Source organism: Peribacillus cavernae (assembly GCF_003989135.1).
Classification (GTDB): domain Bacteria; phylum Bacillota; class Bacilli; order Bacillales; family DSM-1321; genus Peribacillus; species Peribacillus cavernae.
In genome coordinates, this window is sequence record NZ_RYZZ01000031.1 from 29,639 (window position 1) to 42,352 (window position 12,714).

The 12,714-nt window shown below is 41.4% G+C and carries 9 protein-coding genes, 1 pseudogene and 1 riboswitch; of the genes and pseudogenes, 3 read left to right on the forward strand and 7 right to left on the reverse strand.

Annotated features, from left to right (window positions below):
- The first annotated feature begins 28 nt into the window (after positions 1–28).
- On the forward strand, positions 29–910 hold the full coding sequence (locus ELQ35_RS17785; RefSeq protein WP_126866554.1) for a LysR family transcriptional regulator: 882 nt from the start codon (positions 29–31) through the stop codon (positions 908–910).
- Positions 911–1,110: 200 nt separating this feature from the next.
- Here ELQ35_RS17785 and ELQ35_RS17790 read toward each other — a convergent pair whose 3' ends face one another.
- From ELQ35_RS17790 to ELQ35_RS17815, 6 genes and pseudogenes are all read right to left on the reverse strand, one after another.
- Entirely contained in the window at positions 1,111–2,367 is a 1,257-nt protein-coding gene (locus ELQ35_RS17790) for a cation:dicarboxylate symporter family transporter (RefSeq protein ID WP_126866555.1), read from the reverse strand.
- Between the two features lie 121 nt (positions 2,368–2,488).
- Positions 2,489–2,633, reverse strand: a riboswitch (cyclic di-AMP (ydaO/yuaA leader).
- Positions 2,634–2,786: 153 nt separating this feature from the next.
- Entirely contained in the window at positions 2,787–4,031 is a 1,245-nt protein-coding gene (locus tag ELQ35_RS17795) for an efflux RND transporter periplasmic adaptor subunit (protein ID WP_185861821.1), read from the reverse strand.
- Between the two features lie 11 nt (positions 4,032–4,042).
- Entirely contained in the window at positions 4,043–4,705 is a 663-nt protein-coding gene (locus ELQ35_RS17800) for a hypothetical protein (RefSeq protein WP_126866557.1), read from the reverse strand.
- Positions 4,706–4,873: 168 nt separating this feature from the next.
- Positions 4,874–5,800, reverse strand: a complete 927-nt coding sequence (locus ELQ35_RS17805; protein WP_126866558.1) for a diacylglycerol/lipid kinase family protein — start codon at positions 5,798–5,800, stop codon at positions 4,874–4,876.
- A 29-nt stretch (positions 5,801–5,829) separates the two neighbouring features.
- A pseudogene (locus ELQ35_RS23225) lies at positions 5,830–6,018 on the reverse strand (hypothetical protein); the annotation flags it as partial.
- Between the two features lie 63 nt (positions 6,019–6,081).
- Entirely contained in the window at positions 6,082–6,972 is an 891-nt protein-coding gene (locus ELQ35_RS17815; RefSeq protein ID WP_126866559.1) for a TetR/AcrR family transcriptional regulator, read from the reverse strand.
- 204 nt (positions 6,973–7,176) lie between these two features.
- Between ELQ35_RS17815 and ELQ35_RS17820 the strand changes: the two genes are divergently transcribed.
- Positions 7,177–10,389, forward strand: a complete 3,213-nt coding sequence (locus ELQ35_RS17820; RefSeq protein ID WP_126866560.1) for an efflux RND transporter permease subunit — start codon at positions 7,177–7,179, stop codon at positions 10,387–10,389.
- A gap of 73 nt (positions 10,390–10,462) precedes the next feature.
- On the opposite strand, the gene ELQ35_RS17825 is transcribed toward ELQ35_RS17820, so the two are convergent.
- Positions 10,463–11,311, reverse strand: a complete 849-nt coding sequence (locus ELQ35_RS17825; protein WP_246026121.1) for a tyrosine-type recombinase/integrase — start codon at positions 11,309–11,311, stop codon at positions 10,463–10,465.
- Between the two features lie 270 nt (positions 11,312–11,581).
- Between ELQ35_RS17825 and ELQ35_RS17830 the strand changes: the two genes are divergently transcribed.
- A complete protein-coding gene (locus ELQ35_RS17830; RefSeq protein WP_185861822.1) occupies positions 11,582–11,824 on the forward strand; it encodes a hypothetical protein in 243 nt (80 codons plus the stop codon).
- The last annotated feature ends 890 nt before the right edge of the window (positions 11,825–12,714 follow it).

Genomic DNA, 12,714 nt, shown 5'->3' on the forward strand with positions numbered 1-12,714 from the left:
TAATTTTTTTAATCAGAAAGGAGTAACCATGGAATTGAAATGGATCAAAACCTTTGTAATAGCGGCTAAATATGAAAACTTTCGTATGGCGTCCGAAAAGCTGTTTATCTCACAACCTTCTGTCACCGTACATATCAAGCTATTAGAAAACTATATCGGAAGCAGGTTATTTGAAAGAATCGGACGGAAAGTGGTTCTGACTGAAGAGGGAAGGCGTTTTTTGCCACATGCACAGAAAATTCTTTCCGTTCATAGTGAAGGAATGACAGATTTAGAGAATTTTAAACAGGGGTTTTCACGAAAACTCACAATCGCAATTTCTCCATTAATTGCAGCCTCTATCATGCCGTTCATATTAAGAAACTATATGCATGACTATCCACAAATCAGTATCGACATACAAGTACTTGAATCGAAAGATGTTTTAGCCTCTGTCCTTTCCGGTGAAGCGGATTGTGGTTTATCAAGAATGAACGTGACCCACACCGATTTAACCTGCCTGCCCCTGTACGAAGACCCGGTAATCTTGGTCGCCCCCCACGACGGCTGGGACAGCGAAAACAGCCCGCCAATTGACATTGAAGAGTTATTTTCCACGTATAGGATTATGTCCCATAACCACCCGGAATACTGGGACCATTTATTGCTTGATATAAAAAGAAACTACCCTGAAATCCGCACAATGGTTGTTTCCCAGGTGCACGTGACGAAAAAATTCATCGAAGAGGGGCTGGGGATATCATTTCTTCCAATATCGACAGTCAGGAGAGAGCTTATGGAAGGAAGGCTACTCGAAGTCAGGAACCATTCAATTGCCCTTCCTAGTTCGCACAGTTACTTTGTGACTAAATATGATCACTCAGAAGGAAGGCAATTCTTTAAATTTCTAAAACGTTTCAGTTACACATAGAAAAAAGGACTGAAGACAAGTCACCGGGTAATAGATTTCAAGTTATGAGCGATTATTCAAGTTTATGAGCGATGAGTGAAAGGCAGGCGCTGCCATCTTAGTATTTTCTCCTGCACAAATCTTTGAATGGTTGGTTATCCAACCAATCTTAATTATCTAAAAAAAACCAGAGTGAATACATCCACTCTGGTTTTGATTGTTTAGCCAATATTTTCAGCGATCTGCTCGGTATGGTTTGGATTGAACTTGCCTTCCCATTTGGCAATGACGATTGTGGCCAGAGAGTTTCCGACAACGTTTACCGCTGTACGTGCCATATCAAGGATACGGTCGATACCTGCGATAAATGCCAGTCCTTCAACTGGAATGCCTACTGTTCCGAGCGTTGCCAGAAGGACAACAAACGATACTCCAGGGACACCGGCGATTCCCTTAGAGGTAACCATTAACACAAGCATTAATGATACCTGGTCGGCAATGCTCATATCAATGCCGTACATTTGGGCGATGAAAACAGCGGCCAATGCCTGATAAAGGGTTGATCCATCAAGGTTGAAGGAGTAACCAGTTGGGATAACGAATGAAGCGATATGCTTTGGTACGCCAATCTTCTCCATCTTCTCCATGACTTTTGGAAGCACTGCCTCTGAACTTGCTGTTGAGTAAGCTAAGATCAACTCTTCCTTTAACGTCTTAATCAGTTTGAAGATGTTGAATCCGACTAATTTCGCTACCAATCCAAGAACAACAAGAATAAAGAAAATCATCGTTCCATAAACAGATAACACCAGTTTACCCAATGGGATTAACGACTCAATCCCAAACTTGGAAACCGTAACGCCAATCAATGCGAACACACCGAATGGAGCCAATTTCATGATCTGGTTTGTCACATAGAACATGGCGTCGGCCGTTCCCTGGAAGAAGGCAAGAACCGGTTTCCCTTTCTCGCCAATTGCGTTAATCCCGAGACCTAATACTAAAGCAAAGAAGATAATCGCCAACATATCCCCTTCCGCAAGAGCCGCAATTGGGTTGGTTGGAACAATGTTGACGAACGTTTCAACCAAGGAGTGGTCTTCCTGTTGTTCAGCTGTATCTACATAGCTGTTAATATCCGTTTTATTCAGCCTATCCATTTCAACACCTGTCCCCGGTTGGAACAGGTTTGCGGCTACTAGGCCGATAATGATCGCAATCGTCGTGATAACTTCAAAGTATAAAATCGTTTTACCGCCGATTTTCCCTAATTGCTTAATATCACCGACACCGGCAACCGCAACAACGATACTGGAAATGACAATCGGTACAACAATCATTTTAATCAAGCGGAGAAAAATATCACCAATTGGCTGTAAGTAATTTACTACCTGCGGGCTGCCAAAAAAGATTGCCCCTACAATTATCCCCAGCACAAGGCCAATAAAAATCTGCCACGCTAATCCTATTTTCTTCATTATTTACATCCTCACCTTCTGTATAGTTCTAGGCTGAAAAAGCATTTTTCCTCGGCAAGGGAAACAAGGTATATCAAAAAAAAGACACAAAGGTGTCTATTGTGTGCGAACACATCTCATACTGTTCCCTTTAAGACGCTGACGAGGTTAGCTGTCGGGTTAGGACCTGGAACACTTAGCCCCTTCAACTGAATTCACCCCAGTGGAATATCACTCCACAAAACTGGTTTCCCCGTTCTTTTATTAAGATTAAGCGAAAAAATCGCACGTTACATATATTATCTCAAAAAAACGAATCTGTAAATAAATATACTCAAATACGGATTATAGAAAAGTCAATTTATCCATCCATCCCTCTTTTCCAGGATAAAAAAACCCTCCTGCACGATTGTCAGAGGGAGTTGTACTTCGCTTCTTTATTATTGTTCTATAATGCCTATCAAAAGATAACGGACTTTTTCACGTTTCGGTATTCTTTTTATCGCGGATTTTTTCACCTTCTCTGCATTGAGCTGAGTGATGAACATAGAGTGATTATGAAGACGGTCATCCGGTGACAGAACAATGATGTCCCCTAATGCGACACCGTTCTTTACTTCCTGTTTTCCTTTAAAGGCCAGGCCCCTATCTATGTATTGTTTACTCGTATACCCTTTCGATGTCAGTTGGTATAAAAATGGCTTTTTCTTTTGCTGTTTTACTGCTTTTTCAGGTACGGCAGGGACTCCTCTTGCCTCCCGGGTAATTACAGAAACGCCTACCCTGGAACCTTTGACTAACTTGCCTGACTCCTTCTTCATGGCAGCTTGATATACATAAGTACTCGCCTTCTTTACCGATGGCTCTTCTGCAGGAATGGTGTTAATTTGCTCCAGCGTCCCATCTACAGGCTTTTTCAAGTCCGTGGATGTGATTTTTATTTTCATGCCTGGCTTTGCTTGCTTCAATTGCTTTTCGCTTAAATTCCCTTCCACCGCTGATTGTGAAGAAGCGATGGTAATAATCGGATTTCCGAGATTTTGGTCGATTTGCTTCACAACGCCATCGGCTTCACTGGCAACTGTCGCTGTACCGCTGTCCGCTTGATTGCTTAACTGGGTATCATACTTTTTGATTTTTTCTTCCAGGTTGCTTTTCTCCAATTCCTGTTTGTAAATTTCTTGCTCGATCGTACTGAGAATTATATCGGACGAAGCATCTTCTTCTATATTAAGTTCCGTTTCAAGCTCACTAACATCCTCACCTGATGCAGTTTCCGGTATGGTTGCCTGATAACTTTCCAACTTGCCGATATATTCATCGATAGCAGCGATTTCCCCTGTAATCTGGCTCTTTTCAGCTTCCAAATTGGCTTTAAGAGTATCAAGCTTTGGAGTGTCATATTCAAATAAAGGAGTTCCTGCGGTTACAGCGTCACCTTCCTGGACGAGAAATTTCATAAATTCTTTATTTTCCCTTCCATAATAAACAGGGTATACCTCTTTAGGCTTAATGACCCCCTCTGTTTGAAAGGTTTCAATAATGTCCTCACTTTTAACCGTTGTCCACTCTTTTACAAACACAGTACGTGACACCTTGCTGTCATCTTTTACAATTAAATAGATGTTCACGGTGAGAAAGATCAACGCAGCCAAGATGGATGAATATAGTTTCCATCTTTTCATACTCACACCTCCTAGAAAAATACGCTGACTTTTATGTATGATAAAAACGCTTGTGCAAACCATGAAACGATATAAAACAGGCCAATTGCCAGCAAAATAAGAAATCGATTCGTATCTGCAAGATATCTTAAATAATAATATTGCAAGCAAATGATCACTAGCTGGAAAATCGTGATTGCTCCAAAAAAGTGGATAAAAAAATCGTTAGATATATAATGCTGGCTAATGACACCAAACGAAAACGGATTTGAATCCTGATCGAGATCCATCAATACAAGAAACGGAATCGCTACAGCTTTTTCAAACAAGGCTACTACAAAGACAAACATCTGGACAATGACAATCCGCCTATATTCGATATCGGTGAAGATCCAGAATAGCAAGGATGACATGAACAAAAAGATAGAAGGAAATAATATCCCTGACAAAAGCTTTCCTGCAAACACCAGAAGCCTTTTACTTTCGAATTCTGAGGCATTCAACCCGGCCACTTCCTTTGAAATCGACTCGGAGCCGATGCCAAGGTATGCACTGATACCAAAAATGACAAGACTCAAAAGATATAATAATAGCAATTTCGGGCCGAAACGCACGACTTCTTCCGCTTGTTTCAGACGATACCTGCTTGCACTCGGACGAAAAGTGCCGTTTAGCAACTGAACTCGATAGATCATGTTTGCTCCCCCGTGAAATAAATAAGTATGTTATCTCTTATTTTATCTTAAAATGGCAGGATGTGAACAATGAACGACAAAAACTTTTCCACAAAAAGCCAGGATACGTCTAAACGACTAGAAAAAAGGCCAATCCAGTCACCTTTTGAGGGCATTGGCATTCACCCTTCAAAAAGCTGTAGATTGACCTTTATTTATTGCTGCTGGTCCGCACAACATAGCAAGATGATGTCTCAGGACCGATAGACCGGCAGGTGTTTGTAAATAGATTTCTCCATCCATGTCGGCATCCATTTCACGATCCGATTCTATTTGGAGTTCCTTTGCCTGAAAATACATAACCCCGGACTCAGGATCTGTACTTTCACTCAACGTTCTTTTCATTTCCATAACCTCTTTAAAAACACCGAGATTCGAATTTTTCACAATGATTACATCCAAAAGGCCATCATCTGGCTTGATAAGTGGAAAAGGAAGCGTGTTTGTCCCAATAAAATTACCATTGACAACAAGAATCATAATCGCTTCATCCTCTATCACTTTCCCATCATAGACCATTTTAAAGCGAAAAGGATCGCTTTCGTTTATCGTTCTGAATGCACTCAAGAAATAACTGATTTTCCCTAATATATTTTTCTCCTGCGGGTCAATATTAGTAGATGTTTCGGCAATGAGCCCGATACCCCAAAAATTTAAGAAATAATCATTCTCTGCCTTTCCAACATCAATCAGAACGGTCTCACCCTCCACCATGACTTCAGCTGCCCTACGTATATTTTGCGGGATATTGAGTGTCCGCGAAAAATCATTGCACGTTCCCGCTGGCAAAATCCCAACCGATGGCCGCTTTTCCAGACCTGAAAGACCGTTAATACACTCATGTACCGTACCATCACCGCCGAGAATGAAGAGTACATCCATTTCTTCTCCGTACTCCTGGCATAACTTCTGAGCATCGCCCTGCTCTTTCGTTTGCAAGAGAAGGAATTCTTCAATATTTGGCGCAAGAACCGGTAGACAATCCCCGAGTGTTTTCTCTATCTTGCCTTTACCAGCATTTTGATTATAAATGAGCAGTCCTTTTTTCCACTTCATCTCATTTCACCCACTACTTCGATTATTAATCACCTTACTATACAGTTTACCTGTTTCGGAAGGTTTGAAACCTGCCCCTTGTTCTGGTGCAAATAATGTTGTAAGTCAGCTTTCAATAATTTATTATCAGGCACATCTTTTGTTATTACAGTTCCCGAAGCAATTACTGCATTATTTCCTATTGCAACACCGGGATTTATAATGGCTCTACCGCCAATGAGCGATTCCTGTTTCATATTTTAATGAATAAAGAAGGAGCTCTGACAGTTAGCATACAATCCTTAATCAAGCGGTTCCCGTGACAAATAATCGTTCATAGCTTCTATTACCCTGCTAAGATCTGCATCTTGATTATCCCTGCTTTCAAACATCAGCAAAAGGCTCTCAAGGATAATTTTATTTGGGGTATCTTCCGCTAATTCCTTTTGTACAGCAAAAAGTACATCCAACGTTTTCCTATCTTCTTTCTTCGTTTCTGTACTTCCTTTTCTCATTTCAATTTGGCGGGATACTAACGTCTGCAGTTGTTTCTTTGCATCGGGTTCCTTTTCGATACATGAACCAAACGGTACAGTCTTAAACAACGGATCCTTGTGCTTATTAAAACCTTCAACAATAGAATCGAGACGGTTCAATAAAAATGGCGCAATTTTTTCTTTAATCCTACTGTCTTTGTCAAAGAACAAGATGGATACATATTGCTTTAACAGCCCGCCAAGAATGATCGCGCAATCCACTTTATATTCTTTTGGCATCTGTGGATATAAATCGATAATCTTATCTTCGAGCCATTCAAAGGTTTCCTTTCTTACCTGCAGCATAAATTGATCGAGTTCTTCGCTGATATGAACCATTTGTTCCCGCGCAAACATCTGGATAAAGTCGGTATTAACCGTAAATTGCTGAAGATGGACATCTATTTGTTTCGTGAATTTCTGCTTCACATCCAGGGTATCATCGTTTTCCAATTGCAGAAGCTGTTGCTTCAACGTATCGAAGAAAAACCTAAAGATAGAGACAAGAAGCTCCTCTTTTGATTTAAAGTAATTATAAAAGGAGCCTTTCGCGATATCACATCCCTCGACAATCTCCTGGATGGAAGTGGCGTGATATCCTTTAGCAGAAAATAATTTGACAGCAACATCTATAATCAATTTTCGTTTTTCATTCATAGGAATCCATCCTAACAATTAGATAAAATAGTTTTTGCTTACAATGACTGGGCAGTCACCCGAATGTTTTTATTTTATATTAACTTTTTGTAAAGAACAATGGTAATAATAAATATAGTAACTTATTATTGCATTACAAAACCATTTCCCTTATATTTTAAGTTATGACCGACCAGTCACAAACTTAAACATGGAGGGTTTTGCTTGAATTCGATTATTACGTTTTCTCTAAAGAATAAACTGGCCATCTGGCTGTTAACGATCATCATCACAGTGGCCGGCTTATACTCGGGAATGAATATGAAACTAGAAACACTGCCTAGTATCTCCACTCCCGTAATAAGTATTTCTTCCGTATATCCTGGCGCAGCTCCTGCAGATGTGGCGGAAAAGATTTCAGAACCCATCGAAAAGAGGATCAGCAATCTATCCGGAGTCGATGCGGTAAGCTCCTCTTCTATGGCTAATGTCTCTTCTATCCAAATGGAATATAACTATGATAAGGATATGGACAAGGCAGTCGATGAAGTAAAGGAAGCGATAAGCAGCCTCGAGTTTCCTGAAGGGGCACAGGAACCTAAAGTTTCCAGAATTGACCTGAATGCCTTCCCGGTTGCTGCACTTAGTGTAACCAATAAAAATGCAGATTTGCCACAGTTAACGAAGCAAGTGGAAGAAAACTTAGTACCGAAGCTTGAAGGACTGGAGGGTGCATCATCAGTTACCATTTCCGGCCAGCAAGTGGAAGAAGCCGTTTTGACATATGATAAGAAAAAGATGGACCAATACGGCTTGGATGAGCAGACTGTTAAAGGAATCGTCCAAGGTTCCAATGTCTCCCTCCCCCTCGGACTCTTTAATTTCAAAGATGAAGAAAAAACCATTGTCGTAGATGGGAATATTACAACTTTAGATGACTTAAAGAATGTGGAGATACCTGTTGTTCCTGCAGCACAGGGCCAAGCTCCTGCCCAGGCTCCACAGGGCATGCAAGGACAAGGCCCGCCGGGAGCTCCCCAGGGACCAGCCGGATCTAACGCAGGCGGTCAAGGGATCCCGCAAGGCCCAATGACACAGGGCAGCCAAGGTCAGGGAGCAGCTCCTGGCCAAACACAGGCCCCGGAAATGCAAAAAGTAAAGCTGTCTGACATTGCAGATGTTAAAATCATCGGTAAAGCAGAATCCATTTCCAGAACGAACGGACAGGAATCAATCGGCATTCAGGTAACTAAATCACCTGAGGCCAATACAGTGGATGTTGTCAATGCAGTAAAGGATGAAATCAAACAGTTTGAAAAAGAATATGACGGCGCGGAAATCCACACTACGCTCGATCAAGGAAAACCGATCGAAGATTCCGTAGAAACGATGCTTAGTAAAGCGATAATTGGCGGACTTTTCGCTGTGCTGATTATTCTGCTTTTCTTAAGAAATATACGGTCAACGATCATTTCGATCATCTCGATACCATTATCTTTACTGATCGCTATTCTTGTATTGAAACAAATGGACATTTCCCTTAATATCATGACTCTTGGTGCCATGACGGTAGCAATCGGACGTGTAATCGATGACTCGATCGTTGTTGTCGAAAATATATTCAGGAGAATGGCTTTACCTAACGAAAAGTTAACCGGCAAAGAACTGATTCGTGCAGCAACAAAAGAAATGTTTGTTCCAATCTTTTCATCGACGATTGTGACAATTGCTGTTTTCTTGCCGTTAGGACTTGTAAAAGGGCCAGTTGGAGAACTCTTTCTTCCTTTCGCTCTCACCATTGTCTTCGCCCTGCTTGCATCCTTGCTCGTAGCAGTTACAATTGTGCCTTCGTTGGCTCACTCTTTGTTTAAAAAAGGTTTAAAGGGCAAGGCACACGAGGAGAGACAAAGCAGACTATCAGGCTTTTACCGAAATGTCCTTAATTGGTCACTAAACCATAAGCTTGTGACATTTGGTCTGGCAATCGTTCTTCTGGCTGCAAGTTTATTCCTGGTTCCGGTAATCGGAGTAAGCTTCCTTCCTTCTGAAGAAGAAAAAACAATGATTATCACGTATAAGCCTGCTCCGGGCGAGAAGCAAGAAGACGTGGAAGCAGCCACTGAACAATCAGAGAAATATTTCATGGACCGAAAAAACGTTGACTCTGTCCAGTATACAGTCGGCGGAGAAAACCCTATGGGCATGGGACCGGATAATTCCGCGTTATTCTATGTGATGTACGATCCTGACACAAATAATTTTGATAAAGAAAAGGATAAAGTCTTGAAAGACCTCCAGGAGTTCTCTACAAAAGGAGAATGGAAATCACAAGACTTTACTGGAACCGGTGCAAGCAACGAACTGAGCTTGAATGTCTATGGCGAAAACATTGAGCAAATTCAGCCAATCGTCGACAAAACAATGAACATCCTTAAAGACCAGAAAGAACTGAAAGATGTGGATTCCAGTATTTCCGAATCATATGATCAATACACACTGGTTGCCGACCAGGACAAGTTAAGCGATTTAGGCATCACCGCGGGCCAAATTGGCATGGCTTTATCGAATACCGGTGAACGCGAAACCTTAACAACCATTAAAAAAGAAGGCAAAGATGTAAATGTCTATATCGAAGCTCAAGCAGATCAATACGAAGATAAAAAGGATTTAGAAAATAAGACGATTACCTCGCCTTTTGGGACGGAAATTCCACTCAAGGATGTTGTCAAAATCGAAGAAGGAAAATCGTCTGATACCATCACGAGACGTGACGGAAAAGTGTACGCATCCGTTTCAGCCAAAATCAAGACAGATGATGTTTCAAAAGTAACAGATGATGTAAAAAAAGAAGTTGACGATATCGACCTGCCGGGCAATGCAAGCATCTCCTTTGGCGGCGTATCTGAACAAATTAACGAATCCTTCAGTCAGCTTGGACTGGCGATGCTTGCTGCTATCGCGATTGTTTACTTGATATTGGTCATGACGTTCCATGGCGGCCTAGCACCAATAGCCATACTGTTCTCCTTACCCTTCACAATAATAGGCGGACTATTGGGCTTGTTTATTGCCGGAGAAACTCTGAGTGTTTCTGCTCTTATCGGGGCATTAATGCTGATCGGGATCGTCGTTACCAATGCAATTGTATTAATCGACCGTGTCATCAAAAAGGAAGAAGAAGGCATCTCAACAAGAGAAGCCCTGTTGGAAGCTGGAGCAACACGTCTCCGCCCGATTTTGATGACGGCGATTGCCACAGTCGGAGCATTAATTCCACTGGCGATCGGGGCAGAAGGCGGCGGATTGGTGTCCAAAGGACTTGGCGTCACCGTGATCGGTGGATTAACAAGCTCCACGCTATTAACTCTTGTCATAGTTCCGGTCGTATACGAGTTCATCACCAAATTTCGAAAAAAGAAACAAGCCGAAACTAAATAACAATGTGAAAAGGGACCGCAGATAGCGGTCCCTTTTATATTTGAAATGAAGCTTGTATGTACTTCGATCTTCCTTACTTGGAAAATGCCATGTCAATCGCATCATCCAAACAGGATTTGTCTTCATTTAGATAACGTTTAGCTATATTTAAATCCTTATGACCCGCTAGCTGTGACACAGTTTGAAGATTCACTCCTTTATCCACCAGCTGTTTGCAAAAAGTATGCCGAAGCTTGTGTGGATGGACGTCATACTTCTTTAGCATATATTGGACGGAACGCGGTGTAATTCGCTGATTATAGCTCGAGATAAAGAGAACTCCCGTTTCTTCTTTCTTGTTGTTTTGATAGTTCTCCAAATGCATGGCCGCATCAGAAGAGAGAGGAACCACCCGATCGATTTCACCACTTGAGTTGCGAACCGAAATATATATTCGGTCTTTCTCTGCAATGATATCGTTGCAATTCAGATCACACAACTCAGAGACGCGTATTCCTGTATGCAAAAGGGTATATACGATAGCAATATTCCGTAAGTTACCGTCTCTTTCAATTTCTTTCAATAACGCTGCTTGTTCTAAAACATTTAACGTGTCGGGAACTTCTTTCTTCTGCTCTTTTTCTTTTCGTTCAATGTTTGCCAACAACTGTGGAGAACCCAAATACTTAAAAAACATACTCAATGCTATAAAATGCTTCTCGATTGTGCCCGCGCTTTTATTTGAATAATCCAAATAGTCTAGATAGGCTTGTACATCTTCTGCTTCTGCCTGGTTTACCTCCATTTTGCTCCAATCACTAAATTGCGAGAGAACACCCGTATATGTCTTTATTGTACTTTCCGATTTACCTTGGTTGGTTAACCATATAGAAAACGCATGTACCGTTGATTTTTTTGAAGAGGGATCGTTTTTAGCTTCCAACGTCCATTCCTCCCATATAGAATGCAGAGTCAAAACAATTTTAACATAGATTCGCAATGATCCAAAATATTCTTAGTCACAAAAGGTCTCTCCTCTTATTATTGTAACCTTTGCCTGCATAAATTAGACTTGCTCCATTCAGCAGGTATTAGCATACGGTAAAGGGTGAGAAAGATAAAGTTGAGGAGGCGTTAATTTTGGACTTTCAAAATGTAAACCCTGGAGAACAGAACATGTTCCTAAACGAAAATGATCACGCTGGATATATGGATGATAGACAACAATCTTATTATTATCCTTACCCGCGGCCAAGGCCTAGACCTAGACCCAGACCGCGGCCATACTATCCTTATTATTATTACCCATATTATTACCCGTACTATTATCGGCCTCGGCCATATCCTTACTACCCATGGTATGGATATGGTGGAGGATATAGCGGCGGGTATGATGGAGGACAAGGTGGATATGGGGATGGATACGAGTCCTAACTTATCCTGCTTTCCTAACTAATGATTATAAAAAACTATTTGATCGTTCAATTTAATAGCTCATGCAAGAAGCCGTTCTTTTATCCGAGCGGCTTTTTGGTTTCAATCAGGGGTTAAAAATTAAGTCAAGACAACCGGGAAAATCAATTATCAAAAAAGACCGGTCTTATCGACTGATCTTTCGTAGCACGCGGCGTCCTACTCTCAAAGGAACTTGCACAGGATGCCTGACTTCTCCGTTGCCACATGGACGGATGCGGCGTTTTTAGGAGAAGCTCCTTAATCCTCCAACTACCATCGGCGCTCGAGCTTACCTTCCCTGTTCGGACTCCTGGATGGTGATGAGCGACGGATCCTTTCTCAGCTTCCTTCGCTCCGGTCCTCGTACTTCTTGTTCCTCCCCCATTCAATTTAGTGTCAAATCATCTATTGTCCGATCATAAATTCCCTAAACGATCTTAAATCTGAATCATCGCTCTTAATCGGGAGAATGTTACTATTCGGCAAGGTTCCCTCCACAACCTCATAGGACTTCTCCTCTATATTTCATTTTTCCTATTAGAAAAGCTACAACCGATCATAAATTTCGATGATCGCTCTTACATTTGGATTAACGCTCTTACATCCGAATAATCGCTCTTAATGGGGAAAAGTTATTATTCCGGCAAGGTTTCTTCCACAACCCATAGGAATTCTCCTCAATTATTTCATTTTTCTTATTGGAAAAACTACGATCGATCATAAATTTCGATAATCGCTCTTACATTTGGATTAACGCTCTTAAATCCGAATAATCGCTCTTACCTCTTGAATAATCGCTCTTAACTGAAAAAAAGGTAGGATTCCGGCAAGGTTTCTTTCACAACCCATAGGACCTGTCTCTTATACACATCTGACGCTGCCGACGATCGC

What these genes read in the sequence shown, in the direction of transcription:
- ELQ35_RS17815 (WP_126866559.1), bottom strand. Translation starts at nt 6,972, where the DNA reads ATGAATGAAAAACGAAAATTGATTATAGATGTTGCTGTCAAATTATTT.
- ELQ35_RS17800 (WP_126866557.1), bottom strand. Translation starts at nt 4,705, where the DNA reads ATGATCTATCGAGTTCAGTTGCTAAACGGCACTTTTCGTCCGAGTGCA.
- ELQ35_RS17795 (WP_185861821.1), bottom strand. Translation starts at nt 4,031, where the DNA reads ATGAAAAGATGGAAACTATATTCATCCATCTTGGCTGCGTTGATCTTT.
- ELQ35_RS17805 (WP_126866558.1), bottom strand. Translation starts at nt 5,800, where the DNA reads ATGAAGTGGAAAAAAGGACTGCTCATTTATAATCAAAATGCTGGTAAA.
- ELQ35_RS17790 (WP_126866555.1), bottom strand. Translation starts at nt 2,367, where the DNA reads ATGAAGAAAATAGGATTAGCGTGGCAGATTTTTATTGGCCTTGTGCTG.
- ELQ35_RS17830 (WP_185861822.1), top strand. Translation starts at nt 11,582, where the DNA reads ATGATAGACAACAATCTTATTATTATCCTTACCCGCGGCCAAGGCCTA.
- ELQ35_RS17785 (WP_126866554.1), top strand. Translation starts at nt 29, where the DNA reads ATGGAATTGAAATGGATCAAAACCTTTGTAATAGCGGCTAAATATGAA.